Genomic DNA, 21,377 nt, shown 5'->3' with positions numbered 1-21,377 from the left:
TTCCATTCGGATGGAACAGGATTTTCTCCCGGATGAAAAAGAAAACAGTGATAAGAAGTATGAATGATAAGAATGCATTGGAAGGCGGACGTATTTCCGTTTTAGGCGCCCGCGTTCACAATTTGAAGAATATAGACGTCGAGATACCGAGAAACAAACTTACCGTGATAACGGGTATGAGTGGTAGTGGTAAGTCGTCATTGGCTTTTGATACGATTTTTGCGGAAGGACAACGCCGGTATGTGGAGACATTCTCTGCCTATGCCCGTAACTTTCTCGGAAATATGGAACGTCCGGATGTGGATAAGATCACCGGATTGAGTCCGGTCATCTCGATCGAACAGAAAACGACCAACAAGAATCCCCGTTCTACCGTCGGCACGACGACAGAGATCTACGACTTTTTCCGTCTGCTTTATGCAAGGGCGGGAGAGGCGTACTCGTATCTGAGCGGAGAGAAGATGGTGAAATACACCGAAGAGCAGGTGCTCGACCTGATTCTGGAACATTATGAGGGAAAGAAAACATACCTCCTGGCTCCGCTGGTCCGCAACCGTAAGGGACATTATAAGGAACTGTTCGAGCAGGTTCGTAAGAAAGGCTATCTGACCGTCCGTGTCGATGGAGAGATCAAGGAGATATTCCACGGCATGAAGCTGGACCGTTACAAGATGCACAGCATCGAAGTGGTGATCGACAAAATGGTTGTCTCGGCTTCTGACGAACGCCGCCTGAAAGAAAGCCTGCGTACAGCCATGAAGCAGGGTGACGGACTGGTCATGCTGCTGGATGCCGATACGGATGAGTTGCGCCATTACAGCCGTCGTCTGATGGACCCAGCAACCGGACTTTCCTACAGCGAACCGGCTCCGCATAACTTTTCCTTTAACTCCCCGCAAGGTGCATGCCCCAAATGTAAGGGATTGGGACAGGTGAACCTGCTGGATATGGAAAAGATCGTGCCGGACCCTTCCCTCAGTATCTATAACGGCGGGATCGTGGCCCTCGGGAAATATAAGAACTCGCTTATCTTTTGGCAGATCGAAGCCCTTTGCGAGAAGCATGGGGTAACGATCAAGACGCCGATCAAGGATATTCCGGCGGAGGCGATCGACGAGATCATGAACGGAACGGACGAACGGCTCCAGATCAAGAACGAATCCCTGGGTTCTTCCAATTATTTCCTGTCTTATGAAGCGTTGCCAAATATATCCTGATGCAGCAGGAGAGTGAGGCATCCGCTTCCGCACAAAAATGGGCGGGGCAGTTTATTAAAATGACTACATGTCCGGAATGTAACGGCCAGCGTCTGAACAAAGAGGCTTTGCATTACCGGATTGCAGATAAGAATATTGCGGAGATATCTTCTTATGATATATCCGAACTGTATGATTGGCTGGACAGCATCGAAGACCGTCTGGATCATAAGCAGAAACAGATAGCGATAGAGATATTGAAGGAGATACGTTCGCGCCTGAAATTCCTGCTGGATGTGGGGCTGGATTATCTCTCTCTTAACCGTGCTTCGGCAAGCCTTTCCGGCGGTGAAAGCCAGCGCATCCGCCTGGCAACTCAGATCGGTAGCCAGCTGGTCAATGTGCTTTATATCCTCGACGAGCCGAGTATCGGGTTGCATCAGCGTGATAATGTCCGTCTGATCAACTCTTTGAAAGAACTTCGTGATACTGGAAACTCGGTCGTTGTCGTGGAACATGACAAGGATATGATGCTGAATGCCGATTACGTGATCGACATGGGCCCGAAAGCCGGCCGTTTGGGCGGAGAGGTCGTGTACGAAGGTACGCCTCAGGAGATGCTGAAAGTAAATACATTGACATCTGCCTATTTGAACGGAGAGACTGAAATCACTATTCCCACCGAGCGCCGGAAAGGAAACGGTAAATTTATCACGATAAAAGGTGCCAGCGGGAACAATCTGAAAAATGTGAATGCAACTTTCCCGCTGGGAACGCTGATCTGTGTGACAGGCGTGTCGGGGAGCGGCAAATCGACGTTGATCAACCGTACCCTGCAACCGATCCTGAGCCAGCATTTCTATCGTTCGTTGGAAGATCCGTTGCCTTATAAGTCGATCGAGGGCATTGACAATGTGGATAAGATCGTCAATGTCGACCAGTCGCCTATCGGACGTTCGCCACGAAGCAATCCGGCTACTTATACGGGGGTATTTTCCGATATCCGTAACCTCTTTGTCGATCTTCCCGAATCGAAGGTGAGGGGATATAAACCGGGGCGTTTCTCATTCAACGTGTCCGGCGGTCGTTGCGAAACCTGCAAAGGGAATGGTTACAAGACCATCGAGATGAACTTTCTACCCGACGTATTGGTGCCCTGCGAGGACTGTCATGGCAAACGTTACAACCGTGAAACACTGGAAGTGCGTTTCCGTGGTAAATCCATTGCGGATGTACTGGATATGACGATCAACATGGCGGTGGAGTTCTTCGAGAATATCCCGACCATCCTGTCCAAGATCAAGGTCTTGCAGGATGTGGGCCTGGGTTATATTAAACTGGGGCAGCCTTCCACCACGTTGTCCGGCGGCGAAAGCAGCGTGTGAAGCTGGCGACTGAACTGGCTAAAAAGGATACAGGCAATACATTATATGTACTGGACGAACCGACAACCGGTCTTCATTTCGAAGACATCCGCGTCCTTCTGGGTGTCCTGAACAAACTGGTGGAAAAGGGCAACACCATCATCGTCATCGAGCATAACCTCGACGTCATCAAATGCGCCGACTACCTGATCGACATGGGCCCCGAAGGCGGTCGTAAAGGCGGTCAGGTCTTGTTTACCGGCACGCCGGAAGAAATGGTGAAGAAGAAAACGAAGAGCTATACCGCTCCGTTCCTGAAAGAGGAACTGAAGAAATAGACTGTGCATAATCCCAAAAGGATTGGCATGTACGAAAGGAATCATTATCAGATACTATAATAATGATTCCTTTTTTATATATTTGCACTTAGTTAGGTCTAATCCAATTGTAAATAGAAGTAATAATTATGCAATCATTAGTCATTAATAATTATAAGAATTTTGAGAATCTGACATTAGGTAATCTGGCTAATGTAAATCTGATTGTAGGAAAAAATAATGTAGGTAAATCTACATTATTGGAAGCTATATCTATTGTTGCGTCAAATGGAGATGTCAACTGGATTAGAGAACTGTTGGAGATACGTGGAGAGAGTGTTCGTTTTTCTTCCAGAGAAAATAGTATAGAGAAAGAAATAGAACGTTTCACTTCTTTATATTATAATAGAGATATAGACGCTTTTTTCCATTCACCGATAGAGATAAAAGTGACCGGCTCTCTTTTGCCTGAAACATTTCTCTTTAAATTGGTGAGATATATCGTTGCAACGGAGACGGATAACAGTGGCCTGGAAAGATCTGTGCGTAGATTTTTGGATGAAGCAGAAGAGCAGGATATAGAATATGCAAATGCTAAAATCGGTTTTTGTCTTTGTTAGGAGATAAGAAGTCTTTATATACTTTCAATGGAGGCAGGCTTCCCGTGCCAATCGCAGATAAACAACTCCCTTTTGAATATGTTCGTACGAACCAGATTTCGAGTGACAAGAATCCGGCCCTCTTTGATCGACTGGCATTGACTCCCCTTGAAAAGTATATAATTAAAGCTCTTCGGATCATTGAGCCCAGAATTGAAGCTTTGAATTATTTGAAAGATGATGTTATACTTTCTTCTTCGCGAGAGATGAAAGAGTGCCTGTCGTTGTGTTGCGTGATAGTGCAAAGCGTTATCGGTTAAGTTCTATGGGAGATGGGATCAATCGTGTCTTAACTATTATTTTAGCTCTGTTAAATTGTAAGGATGGCATTTTACTGATAGATGAGTTCGAGAATGGTCTTCATCATTCAGTGCAAAGCCAGTTGTGGAAGATAATTTTTGAGTTATCAGAGGAATTAAATATCCAGGTGTTTGCCACAACACATAGTGAAGACGCTATTAAAAGCTTTTCAGAAAATGCACAGGCAAACCAGAATGGGAAAATAATAAGACTTGAAAATCGGAATAACTCAATCCGGGTTGTTGAATATCAGGAAAAAGAAGAACTGGCTTATATTGGTCAGAACGATATTGAAATTCGTTAACTATGGAAACACCGACATCTTTGCTTTTAGTTGAAGGGCGTAGTGAAGAAAACGCCATAAGGGAATTTTATAAACAGTGGAAAATAGATCTCAATTTTGATATAAGTAGTGAAGGTTCTATTACTAAGCTGAAAACTTCCTTTAAGATGCATTTGAAAAGTTCCAATATCCTTAGAAAATTATGGGTCATTATCGATGCAGATACATCTTATGCTTGTGCGTGGCAATCTATAAGGGATATTCTGGAAAGAAGCGGTAAGTATAATCCTCCGTTACAGTTATGTCCGAATGGTTTGATTTTAACACCTATAGATGAAAATGACCTGGTCGTAGGCGTATGGATTATGCCAAATAATCAGGATGTCGGCATGTTAGAGGATTTTATGATGGGAATAATTCCCGAAGATAATATGTTGCTTCATGAAGCTGAAACTGTAATAACAAATCTTGAAAAGAAGAATATTCAAAAATATAAAAATGTACATCGGGCAAAAGCGAAACTTCATACCTGGCTTGCGTGGCATGATGAACCGGGCGATTCTGTAAATGTTGCTATAAGAAAGCATTTATTCAGTCAGGATAAAGAATTAGTTATTGCTTTCAAAGCCTGGTTAATGGAGTTAAACAAATAAGACAAACGCGTTTGTCCTTTTATAATATGTAATTAATTTAAGATGAAGAATCCTATCCAGATGATCAAACAATGCGTAGAGAAGGAAGAACCTTATTTCCTGCTGCGCGGACAAGATATATGCGCCCTGGCGGCCATTGAAACCTATTACGAAGAGGTGAAGAAAAATGTGAAAGATCCCTACTTTATCGAGGAGATCGAAGAGATCATGAAAGACTTCCGGGCCTTCCGCGAAGAACAGCAAACCCATATACCGGATTGACCGATGGCGGACGACAGTTACAGAACCATAAAACAAGTAGCCGAGGGCTATTACACGGAGAAGCGCAGCCGCTTTATCTCGTATGCCATCCCCGTGCGTACGGTCGAAGAGGTGAAGGAGCAACTGGACCGGTACCGTAAACAATATTATGATGCACGCCATGTCTGCTGGGCCTATATGCTGGGACCGGACCGCCTGACGTTTCGTGCAAACGATGACGGCGAACCGTCTTCCACTGCCGGGAAACCGATCCTCGGACAGATTAATTCCAATGAACTGACGGATATCCTGATCCTTGTAGTTCGTTATTTCGGAGGTATTGAGTTGGGTACCAGCGGGCTGATCGTTGCCTATCGTACGGCCGCTGCCGAAGCGATCGCTGCCGCCGAAATAGAGGAACGTACGGTGGATGAAGATATCACAGTCGCTTTCGAATATCCCTACCTGAACGGGATCATGCGCATAGTGAAAGAAGATAACCCCCTTATTGTATCTCAGAAATTCGAAATGGACTGTGAGATGACACTACGTATCCGAAAAGGGGAGGCGGAGAAGCTGAAGAACCGCTTATTGAAAGTGGAGTCGGCCTATCTGAAGTAATTTATTAATAATCTGAAACATGAGTTACCTGCTATTTTCGATTTGAGAGGATTTCCTTATTTTTGTACTCTGAAATCTAAATAAGCAAATAGTGGTAATATAATGAAGAAGATTCTGTTATTTTCTTTTTTCTTAGTGATTGGTTTGGTTGTCTCGCAGTTTCTTCCCGCTATGGTGGGAGAGAACTATTCGATGGTGAAGACGATCTCCAACACGTTGTTGTATGTGTGCCTGGCCTTTATTATGATCAACGTGGGCCGGGAGTTTGAAATGGACAAAACTCGTTGGAAATCTTATACGGAGGATTACTTTATTGCGATGGCAACCGCAGCCTTTCCCTGGATCTTTGTGGCGTTGTATTATATGTTCGTCCTGCTTCCCGAGATCTATTGGTCGAGTGGTGAAGCCTGGAAGGAAAACCTGTTGCTGAGCCGTTTTGCAGCGCCTACCTCTGCCGGTATTCTCTTTACAATGCTTGCAGCTGCCGGACTGAAGGCTTCATGGGTATATAAAAAGGTGCAGGTTCTGGCTATTTTCGACGACCTCGATACGATCCTGCTGATGATACCGCTTCAGATCATGATGGTGGGACTGCGTTGGCAGTTGGGCGTTATCATCCTGATCGTGATGGTGCTGCTTATGCTCGGATGGAAGAAGATGGGCACTTATAATATGCGTCAGGACTGGAAAGCGATCCTGCTCTATGCAATTGTAACGCTAGCTATTACGCAGGGAGTTTATTTGGTGTCCAAACATTTCTATGGTGAAGACGCCAGTATTCATATTGAAGTGCTGCTGCCTGCTTTCGTCCTGGGTATGATCATGAAGCATAAGCATATCGACACGAAGGTTGAGCACAATGTGGCTACAGCCATATCTTTCCTGTTCATGTTCCTTGTGGGAGTGAGTATGCCGGTATTCTTTGGCATTGATTTTGCCAACAATCGGCTGAGGCGGCAACCATTACCGGAGCACAGCCGATGATGTCGTGGCCGATGATCCTGTTGCACGTTCTTATTGTCTCTTTCCTTTCTAATATAGGAAAACTTTTCCCGCTGTTCTTCTATCGCGACCGGCGCAAGCGTGAGCGTCTGGCATTGTCGATCGGTATGTTTACGCGTGGTGAGGTAGGAGCAGGTATTATTTTCATCGCTCTCGGATACAATTTAGGTGGACCGGCCCTGATGATTTCTGTCCTTACTATTGTGTTTAATTTAATTTTAACTGGTATCTTTGTGGTCTGGGTAGAAAAGTTGACCCGTAGCGCCTATCTGCTTGAAATGGCAGAGAAGCAAAGACAATAACACAGTTAGGAATTACGGAGACAGGTCAGCAAGCTGTCTCCGCAAATATTTTAAACACAATGGATCGTACTATTAATGTTATCCTGAAACCATTGCGCCGTTTCGCTACACAGAAGTCGAGCGCCAGTTTTCTATTGTTTATGGCCACCATACTGGCTATGATACTGGCCAATTCCCCTTGGGCGTATGCTTATCATCATATATTATCTTATCCCATAGATCTTCAGATCGGTAAATTCAATTTGTTCTCGCATCACGGAGAGCCGATGCCGATGTTGGCTTTTGTGAATGATGCCCTGATGGCTGTATTCTTCTTTGTGATAGGGTTGGAGATCAAGCAGGAGGTTTTGATCGGTGAACTCAGTTCGGTCCGTAAGGCGATCCTTCCGGTAATTGCCGCCTGTGGTGGTATGATCGCGCCGGTCCTTTTCTTTCTTCTGGTGTGTAATACGGGGCCGGAAGCACGCGGGGCTGCTATCCCGATGGCTACCGATATCGCTTTTGCCCTTGCCGTCCTGGGATTGTTGGGGAGGCGGGTTCCCTGAGTATGCGGATTTTCCTGACGGCGTTGGCTGTTGTCGATGATATCGGCGGTATAATTATTATCGCTTTGTTTTATAGCGGGCATATTGCCTATCAGCCGTTGCTGATTTCCCTGGCCCTGTTGGCGTTATTGTATGCCGGTGGAAAGATGCGGGTCAATAATAACCTGTTCTATTATATTGTCGGTTTCTTTGTCTGGATTTTGTTCCTGGAATCGGGTATCCATCCTACCATTGCAGGGGTATTGGTTGCCTTCACTGTTCCCGCCCGTCCGAAGATCAATCTGAACGATTTCACCTGTGATATGACCGGCTATCTGAATATGCTGGACTATACGGAGGTGCGCCAGTCTAAAAAGGCCGCCGTACTGACTCCGACGCAGATACAGGTATTGAACAATATCCATTCGCTGGCGGATAGAACGATCAGTCCGTTGCAAAGCATTGCCGACAAACTGCATCCGATGGTAAATTACCTGATCCTTCCGCTGTTTGCCTTTGTGAATGCCGGTGTCACGTTCGGCGATATACAGCCTGCGTCTCTGGTCAATGTGCCGTTGGCAGTCTTCCTGGGATTGTTTGTCGGAAAGACATTGGGGATTTTCTCTTTTACCTATTTCTTTGCCCGTACAAGCCTCGCCTCTATGCCGGCGGGAATGACACGTTGGAATCTGTTTGGGGTGTCTATGTTAGGAGGTATTGGTTTCACAGTTGCACTGTTCATTGCCAACCTGTCGTTTAACAGTACGGATGCTGTAGGCATGGATTTGCTGAACCAGGCTAAACTTGGCGTATTTACGGGATCGTTTGTTTCTGGACTTTGCGGATACTTATTGCTGAAAAAGGTGCTGCCGAAGGCGGCTAATGAGTGATAACATAGGGTATGCTTATAACTACTCATAGCGAAACATGTTAATCGTTCAGACAAAGGTAGTTCATTTTCTGTTATATTCCTGCCAATATTAATTAAAATAAGAAACAGTATGGATGAAATGAGTTTGATTAAGAAAGGGGTTGCACATAATGGGTTCGTGCTTTATGCACTGAATATTATTAACCAAGTGGAACAGGAAGGACGGTTCGGGACGGCACGGCACATGCCTATATGAGTAGCCTGAAGTCGCTGGTGCAGTTTTCCGGGAGCCAGCAGAGACCCTTTTGCCAGCATGTCGCTGGAATCGATGCCGACACGTAAGCGGGTATTGCTTAAAAGTACAGATTTATTATATCATTTATTTTGAACCTTTCGACATAGAAAAAGAATAACTATTTCACCTCGAAAAGTATCTTACGCTGATTACCCCAGTTATCGATCAGAGTGAGCATGTGTTTTCCGGACTCCACTGTGCAGGCGATCTGGTGGTTGTCTGTTGTTTCTCCAAGGTACGTGTCGTCGAGATGCCAGTAGATGGTGGCGTCGGGACGGGCATGGGCGGCTTTGAAGATAAACTTCTCCTGTTTGCCGGAGAATCCTTTCGGTAAGTATAAGATGGCGTTGTGTTCCGGGTAGATCAGTTCGATCTGCCGGCTTTGTGCTTGTTCGCATCCCGGTTTGATGGGAGGGAGGGGAATGTAGTCGATATGGTAGTTACGGTAATAATATTCCTGTGAAGGCGGGAGCACGAACCAGGGACGGGTGATCATCCGGTCGACAGATTCGCAGGAACTGTTTACACGGAAACGTCCGTCTGCCGATAGATGGACGAGTTTGTGGTAAGGACATACCGGGGTGTTGATGCCGGAACGGGGGATATATAATGTGTCCGTCTGGTCACAGATCCGGGAGGCTTTGTGTCCGCTGTTGCGACAGATCACCGCCTGCTCCAGTTCATCGTAAGGCATATCGAACCAACTGCTGCTGGGTAACAGTGAGAAGAGGTCGAAGAGGACAGGGGCTGCATTTCCTACTCCTGTCAGGCCCGGGCGACCTTCGCCGGACGCATTTCCCACCCATACGCCGACGACATAGCGGGGAGTTGTCCCGATAGCCCAGGCATCGCGTCCTCCGTAACTGGTCCCGGTCTTCCAGGCGATCTGCTTCATTGATTCGAATTGTTGCCAGTCGGCTTCTTCTTCCGGGCGGTTGAGGGCGGACATGGCTTCGTAAGTAAACCAGATGGAGGCGGCTGATAATAATGACTTATCGGTAAGTCGTAGGTCTGTGATTGATTGTATGGGTTCTTTTTCTTTGTTGGGGAATGGTGTCAACGGATGAATATCCTGCGGATTATATCGTCCGTTGTAGGGGCGGTAATGGGTGAGAACCCGGGACAGGGAGGCATACATTCCGGATATATCCCATAAAGTACCTTCTGCACCTCCCAGAATCAGGGACGCTCCGTAATGTTCTTCCGAGAAACGGAGGGAGGTCATGCCTAATGTCTTCAGTAAGGTCATGAAACGACCGGTATTATATTGCGACAACATGCGGACCAGAGGTACGTTCAGCGAACGTTCGATTGCCCGGTGGGCAGGGACGGCACCGTTGAATGTCTTGTTATAGTTCTGCGGCATAAAACCGTTGATGTTCAGAGGTACATCCGATACAAGGGTGGAAGGGAGTATCTGTCCGTCGTGCAGCATTCCGGCATAAAGGAAAGGTTTCAGGATGCTCCCCGTGCTACGTGGGGAAGTGATGATATCGACCTGGTTTCCCCGTTTTTCATCGGCCTGGAAAGTGGCATTCCCGGCATATGCCAGGATTTCTCCGGTTTCCACATCGGCGATAAGGGCAGCCAGGTTATGGATATGGTTGGAACTGCTGTATTCCCGGGCATAACGGTTGACGAGTTCCTGGGTTTGTTTTTGCAAAGAATACTGTACCGATGAGGTGATACGTATTCCGGGTGTGCCGGCGGCCAGCCGTTCCAGCAGATGAGGAGCTTCGTTGGGTAAGGGTACCGGGGCTTCCGGCAGGGGTTCCATGCAGGATAATTCGTATTCGGTATTGTCGATGATATTTCTTTCTTTCAGCGTGTGCAGGAGTTTGTCGCGTTTTGTTTTCAATTGTTTCCGGTTCCTGCCCGGATGGATAAGGGCGGGAGAGTTGGGAAGTACGGCCAGTGTGGCGCTTTCCGCCCATGATAGATCGGAGGCGCTGCGTCCGAAATAACGCCAGGCCGCTGTCTCGATGCCGACAACGTTCCCTCCGAAGGGGGCATGGGAAGCATACAGGTTGAGTATTTCCTTTTTACTATGGGTCGTTTCCAGGAAGAGCGCCCAACACATCTCGATACTTTTTTCGTACACGGTACGATCCCGGTTTCCCCGGGCGAGGCGTGCCAGCTGCATGGTCAGTGTACTTCCTCCGCTGACGACGCGGTGGTACCGGACATTCAGATAGGCGGCACGCAGAATGGCCGCCGCGTCTATCCCCGGATGATAAAAGAAATAACGGTCTTCATAAGTTGTCAGGCAGGTAATGAATTTATCCGGCAGAGAATCGGTCGCCGGAAACCGCCATTGCCCGTCCGGTGCAATCCTCGCCCCCAGCAGATTACCCTCCGAAGAGTAAAGTAATGTCGAGTAAGATACGGGGAACAGGGTACGGGGAACCAGCAGGTACATCCCTCCCCAAAGAAACAGGATAAACAGCAAAAAGAAGATAAGAATCTTTTTACGGTTCGATTTGAAGGAGGTTATGAGTCTCGTATAATACATCTTGTTTGAACAGTTCGGAATGTGCTCGTTTTAGTTACCAAAGATAAAGATAAAAACTGAAAGATAGAGTTGAATATGCTTTGTCGTGGAATTAATTCTTTATATTTGTAGGATTATAGAATATACCAAATCCCTATATTCGTGAATTATCTGTTTGATCTTGAATAAGTAGTAACCGTTAATTGGAAGAAATATGGCAAGGTGTCTTTATTTGATGTGTTTATGCTATTTGCTGTGCCTGTTGGGCAGTTGTACTTCGAAGAGCAGTGAAGGCGAGACGGGAGAGTTGCCTTTTAACCCGCATGTGGAAGCGTTTACCTCGGGTAAAATATCCAGGTATACACCGGTGTATCTGATATTCAATCAGGATATACCACAGGATAAATTACAGAGCGACCGATTGTCGAAGCTGGTCCGCATCAAACCGGATATAGCCGGAGAGTTCTCTTTTGAGAATAACCGGACTATCGTCTTCAAACCTGCAAAAGAGTTTGACCGGAATACCTCCTACAAGCTGACGGCCGACCTTTCCGAATGGTTTGATGTGACAGGCAAGGACAAGCAGTTTACCTTCGGCTTTTCTACTTTCCCTATGGCGTTGCGTGCCAATCTGGAATCGATGGAGATCAACAAGAAGAACGAGAATGGTTATAATGTTCTGTGTACTTTGCTGACCCCCGATAAGGAGACGCCGGAAACAGTTGAATCGTTGGTCCGCTTCTCAGAAAAGACAGATGCCGTATGGCAACACAGTCCCGACGGTAAAAAACATCAGGTTACTTTGCAGAATGTACAGGCCGGAACCGACGGAAGCCGTACGCTTACCCTTTCCGTTGCCCCGAATAAACTGGGCGTTGCCGAAGATAAGCTGCTATCCGTAAGTATCCCGGATATGAACGATTTTGAGGTTTATGACGTGACTTATGTGACGGAACCGGAACGGTATGTGGAAGTGACGTTCTCCAAAGAGCTGGATTCTTCGCAGGATATGCAGGGATTGGCTTTTATCGCCGGGAATACTTCCGAAACGGTGAATGTGGAGGGGAACCGTCTGCGTTTATATCCCGATGCTCAACGTACGGGAGTTATGAATGTACATCTGAACCATCAGATACGTAGTAAGAACGGCCTTACTCTGAAAGAAGATATTACTCGCCAGGTTGAGATCAGCAGCCTTCTGCCGGATGTCAGGTTTGTCGGGCAGGGAGTTATTATACCGCAATCCACTCAATTGCTCGTACCTTTCCAGGCCGTTTATCTTCGTGGCGTTGTGGTACGTGTGATAAAGATACTGGAACAGAATATCGGTCAGTTCCTCCAAGTGAATAATCTGGACGGGACTTCGGACCTGATGCGTGTGGGACGCCTGGTCGCGCGTAAGACGATCTTCTTGGATGAAGACGGTAGCGATCTTTCCCAATGGAACACCTATGCTATCGATATGAAACAAATGATGGAGCCTGAACCCGGCGCCATTTATCGTGTCGAACTTTCTTTCAATAAAGATCTGTCGGCTTATCCCTGTGACGATTCCGTGAAAGTCTCCCGCGAGCAATTGCTTGCTGAAGATGAAATCAAATTCAAAGAGGAAAGTTCGCGTTTCGATAATGGAGGATACTATTATTATAATGGTGATTTCGACTGGAGTGATTATAATTACAGCGAACGGAATGACCCCTGTTCGAACAGTTACTATTATAATAAGGTAGAAGGCAAGAACGTGCTGGCTACTAACCTCGGCCTGATAGCAATGGCAGGTGAGGATAATGAAATGACGGTCCTGGTGCATAACCTGATTACGACCCATCCGGAGAATGGTGTCAATGTCGCAGCTTACAATTACCAGAACCAGCAGCTGGCATCGGGTATTACGGATAGTCAGGGACAGACCCGTCTGAAGATAACTTCGGGCAAGCCTTTCTATCTGATCGCCTCTTTGGGAAATGAACGCTCTTACCTGCGTGTGGATGGAGGATCGGCATTGTCGTTAAGCTCTTTCGATGTCTCCGGAGAGGTCGTACAGAAAGGCATTAAAGGATTTATCTATGGTGACCGGGGCGTCTGGCGTCCGGGCGATACCTTGTTCCTGAGTTTTATGCTGAACGACCGTGCCAAAAAACTTCCCGCCAACCATCCGGTGGTAATGGAACTGTATAACCCGTTGGGACAATTATATCTGCGTAAGACACAGACCCGGGGAGAACTGGGTCTGTATTCGTTTGCCATGCCGACGGAACCGGATGCACCGACAGGCGCTTGGAATGTAACTGTAAACGTGGGAGGCGTCAGCTTCACCAAACGCCTGCGTGTGGAATCCATCAAGCCGAACCGTCTGAAGATCGACCTGTCCATGCCCGAAAAGACATTATTGCGCGGCGAACCGCTGAACGCACGTCTGCACACGGAATGGTTGCAGGGAGCAACGGCAAGGAACCTTAAATACGATATTCAGGGAACCTTTATCTCTACACCGACCACTTTCAGCGGATTTAAGGATTTCTATTTCGATGATCCTTCGAAAGTGTTTAACAGTGAAGAGAGCAAACTGATTTCTGGAACGACCGACGAGAAGGGAGACGCCCTTGTGCAGGCGAAGTTTGAGATCGGTTCGACGGCTCCGGGTATGTTGATGGCTAACTTCGTTACCCGTGTGTATGAAGAATCGGGCGATTTCAGTATCGATGCCAACCGGATGTTGTATTCGCCTTATAAGCGCTATGCCGGTATCAAGTCGCCGCAGCAGACACGCGAACAACTCAATACGGGAAGCAATTACACCTACGAAGTCGCTTCGGCCGATTACCTGGGCAACCCGCAGGCTAATACGGAACTGGAGGTACAGGTCTATAAAGTGTATTGGTACTGGTGGTGGAGTTCCGACAACAGTAGCCTGGCAAACTATGTCTCCGACTCCTATAACAAACCTGTCAAAAATATGACAGTCCGCACCGGGGAGAACGGGCGCGGGACCTTTAGCTTATCGTTCAGCAATGAAGAGTGGGGCACTTACTTTATTTCCGTGAAGGATAAGGAAAGCAAGCATTCGACCGGTGTCATGAGTTATTTTGACTGGCCTTATAACGAGGGGCGGAGGAATGCCGACGGTAGCGAATCGGCCAGCATGCTGACCTTCAAGACGGATAAGGATAATTACCAGCCGGGTGAGAAACTGGTTATCACCATCCCATCAGCCAAAGGAAGCCGTGCCGTTGTCAGCATAGAAAACGGCACGAAGGTACTGTCCGTCACCGAACATACCTGTGACGACCAACAGACCGTAATCAAACTGGACGTGACCAAAGAGATGCAGCCGAATGCCTACGTTTATGTAACGTTGTTGCAGCCTCACGGAATCACGAAAAACGATTTGCCGATCCGTATGTACGGCGTTGTCCCGTTCACGGTGACCTCTCCGGAAAGTCATTTATATCCCCAGATCAGCATACCGGACGAGATCAAGCCGGAAGCCAACTATGAGGTAACCGTTTCCGAAAAGGACGGCCGCGAAATGGCCTATACCTTAGCCATTGTGGACGAAGGCCTGCTCGACCTTACCCGTTTCCGCACCCCTGAACCCTGGAAGGCGTTCAATGCCCGCGAAGCCCTGGGCGTAAGCACCTGGGATATGTATAACTTCGTAGTCGGCGCTTACGGCGGACGTATCGAACAATTGTTCAGCATCGGTGGCGACGATGCCCTTAACAAGGGACCGAAAGCCATTGTGAACCGCTTCAAGCCGGTTGTCATGTTCGACGGCCCGTTCCTGCTGAAGAAAGGGGAGAAGCAGCGTCATTCCTACCGGATGCCGAACTATAACGGTCGGGTGAAGGTCATGGTCGTAGCCGGCAACGGTGAAGCCTACGGAAATGCCGACAAGAGCGTTTTCGTGCGCAAGCCTGTGATGTTGCTCGGAACGTTGCCCCGTGTGATCGGTGTCGGCGAAGAGATGGTTGTCCCGGCCACCGTATTTGCCACCGAGAACGGTGTCGGAAATGTCAATGTCTCGATCAGTTGTTCCGATAATATGGAAGTCGTGGGGCCGGCCACCCAGCAATTGAACTTTACGGAGAAGAGTGACAAGCAAGCCTCGTTCCGTATCAAGGTGAAAGACCAGCCGGGAGCCGGACGCGTAACGATCACTGCATCGGGCAAAGGCGATAAGTCGGTTTACACGACGGATATCGAGATACGTTCAGTCTCCCGTCCGCAGGTGAAGGTATTGCCTGTCACCCTGGAAGCCGGCAAGTCCTGGAAAGAAACGGTTCAGATGCCGGGAATGAAAGGTACCAATTCGTTAACCCTCGAAGTATCCGACGTGCCGCCTTTGAATCTGTCTTCCCGCCTGTCATACCTGATCGGTTATCCGCACGGATGCGTCGAACAGATCACCTCCAAAGGTTTCCCGCAATTGTATGTCGGTGAATTTGCCGCTTTGTCGAAGGCGCAGCAGACTACGACCGGAAACGCTGTAAAGGAAGTCATCCGCCGCTTGCGTTCTTACCAGACGGTAGACGGTGCGTTCTCTTACTGGCCCGGCGGAACCAGCAGCAATGCCTGGGGAACGGTCTATGCCACCCACTTCCTGCTTTCTGCCGAGACGAAAGGATATCTGGTGCCCGACGGCATGAAGCGGAATGTCCTGAATAACCTCCGTCGTGTGGCACGCGACTGGAAGCCCGTCAACTCCTATTATTCCCGTTCGGAAGAGATGACGCAAGCTTATCGCCTCTATGTCCTCGCTTTGGGACAGACGCCGGAAGTAGGCGCCATGAACCGTCTGAAAGAAAATAAATCGTTGCAACCGATGAGCCGCTGGCTGCTTGCCTCCGCCTATGCCTTGATCGGCCGTAGCGACGTGGCAAAGAACCTGATCGAAAAGACTACGGAGCTGAAAACAGATTATTCGGACTACGACCTTACATTCGGCAGCGACTTGCGCGACCAGGCCATCCGCCTGATGACGCTCACCCTGCTGGGAGACGGTAAGGAAGCTGCCCTGCTCACCCGTGACATCTCGAAAGAACTTTCGTCGGACGATTGGCTGAGTACGCAATCCACGGCCTTTGCTCTGGTATCCCTCTCCGAATACATGGCAAAGTACAAGGTGGGCGGATCGATGGATTTCACCTATTCCTGCGCCGGAAAGAATGACAAAGTCAGCTCCGTCAAGAACGTATGGACAGAAACCTTGCTGGAAAAGGCAGGGGCATCCGCCTCCGTAGAACTAAAGAACACCGGAACATCGACCTTGTTCGCCCGCATCATTACCGAAGGTATCCCGGAACAAGGCAAGGAAGAAGCCTATGCGAACGGTCTGTCGCTGGCCGTCAGCTACACCGACCAGAACGGCCGGGCTGTGAATATAGCCGACATGCAGCAGGGAACGAATTTCGTAGCCGTGGTGACGGTCAAGAATCCTACCGCCCGCGGCATAAACAACCTGGTATTGACGGAAATATTCCCTGCCGGTTGGGAAATCCTGAACACCCGCTTCCTGAACGACGGGGCGACGGACAAGACGGCCACAGGCATAAATTACCAGGATATCCGCGACGACAAGGTGTATAGCTATATCGACTATCTGCCTTCCGGCCGCCAGGTGACGGTAAAGATCAACCTCTGTGCCGTTTATCCGGGACGCTTCTATCTGCCTCCGGTTTATTGCGAAGCCATGTACGATAATCTGGTACGGGCGAATACCGAAGGGAAAGAAGTGGTTGTAGAATGAAAAAGAGTCTTTTAGGTCTAAGAAATCCCGGTTAACTGTTTAAAGTGGACTTCTTAGGCCTAAAAAGTGGCTTTTAAATGGTGAAAGTTCATCTTTTAGGCCTAAAGACGTGTTTCAAACGTTTAAAGTAGACTTCTTAGGTCTAAGAAATGACTTTTCACCGTTTAAAGTTCATTCCCTAGGTCTAGGAAGGTCACTTTCACCGTTTGACCAGCATTCCCGGACTTCCAAATCGTAAGATAATCCAACTACATCGAAACAAATGCTTGTTTTATTCAGAAGTAACCTTTTTATCTTTGCCGTGGATAAATACAACTGATTCATGAAGAAAAAACACTTACTCTTTGCTTTGTTTTGTAGCGGACTTCTATCCTGTACAGCACCTACAGCGACTCAACAGTTAGCCGGGGATATCCTGGCCGACCAAAGTTTTCATACCGTCGACAGTATGGCCCGTGCCGTAATCCGTAGCGGTTTTAATGCCGGAAGCGGTTACTCCCAGATATGGGCGCGCGATATGAATACCTTTATTGAAGTGGCCTGCGAAGAAAGCAACCCGTCCGATCTGCGCAATGCGATCCTGCTGTTTTTTGCCCTGCAACAGCCAAACGACGAGATGATAGACGGATATGTCCTGAAAACAGACTTCAACTGGGGTGACGATCATCCTTATTATTCCGATGCTGCTCCCGACCATGTCGCTTTCAAGAATACGGTCGAAACCGACCAGGAATCTTCCCTGATCCATATCGTAGGAAAGTATATCCGTAAGACTGGCGACACCTCTATCCTGAACGAAGTGGTAGCCGGCCGCACCGTCTACGACCGTATGGTCGGAATGATCGACTATCTGATGAAGGAACGTTATAGCGAACAATATGGCCTTCTCTACGGAGCCATGACGGCAGACTGGGGCGACGTGCAACCCAACGACGATTTCGGCTGCGATATGAATGAATTGTCGGACCCCGCGATCGATGTCTACGACAATGCCATGTTTATCATCGCCCTCGACTTTATGCAGGAGATGACTGCGGACAATGTGGATAAGACCCGCTGGAAAGAACTTCGCCAGCATATAGCAGCGAATACCCGCAAACATCTTTGGGATGAACAGCGTCAGAAGTTTATTCCCCATATCTACCTGGAGAAATCTCCGATACCGGAAGGCTTTAACGAACTGGACGTGCATTATCACGGAGGAACCGCCATCGCGATAGAAGCCGGTCTGTTGTCTCCCGAAGAAATAGCCGTTGTCAATGCGCAGATGTTGGAGAATGTCCGCCTGTCCGGTATGCCGAGTATCGGTCTTACGTTGTATCCTACTTATCCGGAAGGATTCTTCCGTGGCGGAATGTCCAAACCCTATATCTATCAGAATGGGGGAGACTGGACCTGGTTCGGCGGCCGTATGATCCAGCAGCTTATTGCCAACGGCATGGTGAAGGAAGCCTACGAAGAAGTGCGTCCGATGATCGACCGCGTCATAAAGAATCAGGGATTTTATGAATGGTACGGCAAAGGTGGCGTACCCAGCGGTTCCGGTCATTTCAAAGGATCGGCCGGGGTACTGGCGAAAGCTATCGAGATGTTCAATCAATGGTCGGAAGAGAATAAATAATAAAATATCATATAAATGAGAAAAAGTAATTACGATAAAAGCCCTTCGACAACTGTCGATGGGGCTCTTTGGAAAGGTTGGGAGTCTGTTCTGGATAAGCTGAAGGACGTATGCAACGTCCCGGAAGAGTTGGCGCGAAAGGTCGTTGTCATTGAATGTTATCATGGTGTATACCCGGAGGAACTGGCTGAACATCTGGCAACATTGCATCCTTCTTTGATGATTCATTCGGATCAATGTTTTAAAGGCGTAGAAGATATTGAGAAGATGACGCGTCCTTATCTGACAGACGATCGCCTTTTTGGACGCCGTGCCCCGTTTTACTATGCAGACTTCCTGGATGCGGACAAAGTAAAAGAATGCCGGGAAAAGATAAAAGCTGCGACCGGACTGGTAATCGTCTACGGGCATGCTGCGGCAGAGGTTGTCCCCGAAGCTGATGTACTGGTCTATGTCGATATGGCACGTTGGGAAATACAACAACGTTTCCGCCAGGGAAAGATCGACGGCCTGGGAGTAAGAAACCGGGAGGAAGCGCCTTCGCTCCATTACAAACGTGGATATTTCATTGACTGGAATGTCTGTGACGCCCTGAAAAAACATCTGTTACCGAAAGCAGATTACTGGCTGGACACTCATATCCCCGGTATGCCTAAAATGATAACCGGCGAAACCCTACGTGCCGGACTGGAAAAGACAGCCCGTAAACCGTTTCGCGTGGTTCCTTTCTTCGACCCGGCCCCCTGGGGAGGCCAGTGATGAAGGAAGTCTGCGACCTCGATAAGGAACAGGCAAACTTCGGTTGGTGTTTCGACTGCGTGCCCGAAGAGAACAGCCTGTACCTGAAAGTAGAAGGCGAACTGTTTGAGATGGCCTCTAATAATCTTGTATTTTATCAAACCCGTAACCTGTTGGGAGGCCCGGTCGAATCGCGCTTCGGACAGGATTTCCCGATCCGTTTCGACTTCCTGGATACGATGGGAGGGGGCAACCTCAGTTTGCAGGTACACCCGACTACCCAGTATATCCGTGATACGTTCGGTATCTATTATACACAGGACGAAAGTTATTATCTGCTGGACGCCGGAGAGGATGCAACCGTTTACCTCGGTCTGAAAACGGGCGTGAACCCGGATGAGATGATCGACGCATTGAATGAAGCCCAGGTATCGGGTAAGCCGTTCGATACGGAGAAGTACGTAAACAAATGGCCGGCCAAGAAACATGATCATTATCTGATCCCGAACGGAACTATCCATTGCTCCGGTTCTAATGCGATGGTACTGGAGATCAGTGCTACCCCGAGCCTTTTCACATTTAAGTTATGGGACTGGGGACGCCTGGGGTTGGACGGCAAACCGCGTCCTATCAACATCACCCATGGTTCGCATGTGATACAATGGGAACGGCAGACGGAGTTTGTACGCGACCAGTTGGTCAACCATTTCGAACCGCGTGCCGAAGGCGAAGGCTGGGTAGAAGAACGTACTGGTCTGCATGAAAATGAGTTTATCGAAACCCGCCGCCACTGGTTTACCGGCACAGTGCCGCACAATACAGGTGGGGGAGTCAACGTTTTTAATGTGATAGAAGGAGATGAACTGATCGTGGAAAGTCCGGTAAATGCGTTCGAACCGTTTATCGTTCATTATGCCGAGACATTTATCGTACCTGCCGTAGTCGGTGATTACACGATCCGCCCGTATGGCATTTCAGAAGGAAAAACCTGCGGAACGATCAAGGCTTATGTACGGACGAAAGGATAATAATCGAATATCAATTAAACACACATATATATAATGTATAACGATAACCGCATAGTAATGACCCTTGATGCCGGAGGGACCAACCTGGTCTTTTCGGCTATCCGTGGGGGAAATGAGATAGTGACTCCTATAACGTTGCCCTCTTGTGCCTGTAATCTGGAACAATGCCTGGGGCAATTGGCCACAGGTTTTTCCCGGATTCGCGAACAACTGACGGAAGCCCCGGTTGCCATCAGTTTTGCTTTTCCCGGACCAGCCGATTATCCGGCCGGTATTATCGGTAACCTGCCGAACTTTCCTTCTTTCCGCGGAGGCGTAGCGTTAGGGCCGTATCTGGAAGAAAAGTTCGGCATCCCTGTCTTCATCAATAATGACGGCGACCTTTTTGCTTATGGCGAAGCCCTTACCGGAGCATTGCCGGAGGTAAATCTTCGTCTGGAAAAGGCGGGAAGCATTAAGCGTTATAAAAATCTGCTCGGCGTAACACTCGGTACCGGTTTTGGTGCCGGAGTCGTGATCAATGGTGATCTGCTGATGGGAGACAATGCCGCCGGAGGTGATATCTGGTGTTTCCGCAATAAGAAATACCAGCAATATATCGTAGAGGAAAGCGTCAGTATCCGAGCCGTGCAACATGTCTATCGCGAGCTTTCCGGCGACACTTCCGCTTTGACTCCGAAGGATATTTTCGATATTGCCGAAGGTACCCGTCCCGGAAATCAGGATGCCGCCCGCCGCGCCTTTGCCGAACTGGGGGAAATGGCCGGGGATGCTATAGCGCAGGCCATCACTTTGATCGACGGTCTGGTCGTGATTGGCGGAGGACTGACCGGTGCTGCCAAATATTTCATGCCTGCCTTGCTTGAAGAGATGAACAGCGAGACCGGTATGATGGACGGAAGCCGTTTCAGCCGTCTGCAAAGCAAAGCATTCAACCTGGATGACGAAGCGGACTTCAACCGGTTTGCCCGAGGGGAAGCGGTGAAGATACCTGTTCCCGGTTCGGACCGCCAGGTGGATTACGACCCTTGCAAACGCATCGGTGTCATGATAAGTAAGCAGGGAGCCAGCCGCTCGGTCGCTTTGGGTGCTTACGTATATGCCTTGAATCATTTATAAGAAT

General features: G+C 48.4%; 10 protein-coding genes and 4 pseudogenes. 13 read left to right on the top strand and 1 reads right to left on the bottom strand.

Annotation, left to right across the window (positions count from 1 at the left end):
* Positions 1-59 precede the first annotated feature (59 nt).
* The 9 genes and pseudogenes from uvrA to DXA15_RS27605 all read left to right on the top strand — a co-directional run bounded on the left by uvrA (position 60) and on the right by DXA15_RS27605 (position 8,588).
* Positions 60-2,898 (top strand): annotated as a pseudogene (gene uvrA / locus DXA15_RS11270) (excinuclease ABC subunit UvrA).
* 128 nt (positions 2,899-3,026) lie between these two features.
* On the top strand, positions 3,027-3,497 hold the full coding sequence (locus tag DXA15_RS11265; protein ID WP_128134075.1) for an AAA family ATPase: 471 nt from the start codon (positions 3,027-3,029) through the stop codon (positions 3,495-3,497).
* Positions 3,498-3,801: 304 nt separating this feature from the next.
* Positions 3,802-4,140 (top strand): ATP/GTP-binding protein, encoded by a 339-nt coding sequence (locus DXA15_RS11260; protein ID WP_128134079.1) that lies wholly within the window; start codon positions 3,802-3,804, stop codon positions 4,138-4,140.
* A gap of 2 nt (positions 4,141-4,142) precedes the next feature.
* Positions 4,143-4,772 carry a DUF3226 domain-containing protein gene (locus DXA15_RS11255; protein WP_128134074.1) on the top strand — a complete coding sequence of 210 codons (630 nt, stop codon included), beginning with the start codon at positions 4,143-4,145 and terminating at the stop codon, positions 4,770-4,772.
* Between the two features lie 42 nt (positions 4,773-4,814).
* The gene (locus tag DXA15_RS11250; protein WP_007658121.1) at positions 4,815-5,033 is read left to right on the top strand and encodes a hypothetical protein; all 219 of its coding nucleotides are present in this window, start codon (positions 4,815-4,817) and stop codon (positions 5,031-5,033) included.
* Positions 5,034-5,036: 3 nt separating this feature from the next.
* Positions 5,037-5,633, top strand: coding sequence for a YigZ family protein (locus tag DXA15_RS11245; RefSeq protein ID WP_046147368.1), 597 nt, complete (start codon positions 5,037-5,039; stop codon positions 5,631-5,633).
* A gap of 102 nt (positions 5,634-5,735) precedes the next feature.
* Positions 5,736-6,937 (top strand): annotated as a pseudogene (locus tag DXA15_RS11240) (sodium:proton antiporter).
* 59 nt (positions 6,938-6,996) lie between these two features.
* Positions 6,997-8,351, top strand: a pseudogene (nhaA, locus tag DXA15_RS11235) (Na+/H+ antiporter NhaA).
* Between the two features lie 111 nt (positions 8,352-8,462).
* Positions 8,463-8,588, top strand: a complete 126-nt coding sequence (locus DXA15_RS27605) for a hypothetical protein (protein ID WP_255419953.1) — start codon at positions 8,463-8,465, stop codon at positions 8,586-8,588.
* A 157-nt stretch (positions 8,589-8,745) separates the two neighbouring features.
* On the opposite strand, the gene pbpC is transcribed toward DXA15_RS27605, so the two are convergent.
* A complete protein-coding gene (gene pbpC / locus DXA15_RS11230; RefSeq protein WP_199676291.1) occupies positions 8,746-11,046 on the bottom strand; it encodes a penicillin-binding protein 1C in 2,301 nt (766 codons plus the stop codon).
* 286 nt (positions 11,047-11,332) lie between these two features.
* On the opposite strand from pbpC, the gene DXA15_RS11225 reads away from it, so the two are divergent.
* The 4 genes and pseudogenes from DXA15_RS11225 (at position 11,333) to DXA15_RS11210 (ending at position 21,373) form a co-directional block, all read left to right on the top strand.
* Complete coding sequence (locus DXA15_RS11225) at positions 11,333-16,867, top strand: alpha-2-macroglobulin (RefSeq protein WP_128134073.1); 5,535 nt, start codon at positions 11,333-11,335, stop codon at positions 16,865-16,867.
* A 322-nt stretch (positions 16,868-17,189) separates the two neighbouring features.
* A complete protein-coding gene (locus tag DXA15_RS11220) occupies positions 17,190-18,488 on the top strand; it encodes an amylo-alpha-1,6-glucosidase (protein WP_128134072.1) in 1,299 nt (432 codons plus the stop codon).
* A 15-nt stretch (positions 18,489-18,503) separates the two neighbouring features.
* A pseudogene (locus DXA15_RS11215) lies at positions 18,504-20,254 on the top strand (class I mannose-6-phosphate isomerase).
* A gap of 30 nt (positions 20,255-20,284) precedes the next feature.
* Positions 20,285-21,373 carry an ROK family protein gene (locus DXA15_RS11210; protein ID WP_128134071.1) on the top strand — a complete coding sequence of 363 codons (1,089 nt, stop codon included), beginning with the start codon at positions 20,285-20,287 and terminating at the stop codon, positions 21,371-21,373.
* Positions 21,374-21,377: the final 4 nt, after the last annotated feature.

Source organism: Parabacteroides sp. AM58-2XD, assembly GCF_003463685.1.
GTDB classification, from domain to species: Bacteria; Bacteroidota; Bacteroidia; order Bacteroidales; family Tannerellaceae; genus Parabacteroides; species Parabacteroides segnis.
This window is presented reverse-complemented; position numbering and strand designations above follow the sequence as displayed.

Bases quoted from the DNA above. Each gene is read 5' to 3' on its own strand.
- DXA15_RS11260 (WP_128134079.1), top strand. From the start codon at position 3,802: ATGGGAGATGGGATCAATCGTGTCTTAACTATTATTTTAGCTCTGTTA.
- DXA15_RS11265 (WP_128134075.1), top strand. From the start codon at position 3,027: ATGCAATCATTAGTCATTAATAATTATAAGAATTTTGAGAATCTGACA.
- DXA15_RS11250 (WP_007658121.1), top strand. From the start codon at position 4,815: ATGAAGAATCCTATCCAGATGATCAAACAATGCGTAGAGAAGGAAGAA.
- DXA15_RS11245 (WP_046147368.1), top strand. From the start codon at position 5,037: ATGGCGGACGACAGTTACAGAACCATAAAACAAGTAGCCGAGGGCTAT.
- DXA15_RS27605 (WP_255419953.1), top strand. From the start codon at position 8,463: ATGGATGAAATGAGTTTGATTAAGAAAGGGGTTGCACATAATGGGTTC.
- DXA15_RS11255 (WP_128134074.1), top strand. From the start codon at position 4,143: ATGGAAACACCGACATCTTTGCTTTTAGTTGAAGGGCGTAGTGAAGAA.
- DXA15_RS11220 (WP_128134072.1), top strand. From the start codon at position 17,190: ATGAAGAAAAAACACTTACTCTTTGCTTTGTTTTGTAGCGGACTTCTA.
- DXA15_RS11225 (WP_128134073.1), top strand. From the start codon at position 11,333: ATGGCAAGGTGTCTTTATTTGATGTGTTTATGCTATTTGCTGTGCCTG.
- pbpC (WP_199676291.1), bottom strand. From the start codon at position 11,046: ATGTACCTGCTGGTTCCCCGTACCCTGTTCCCCGTATCTTACTCGACA.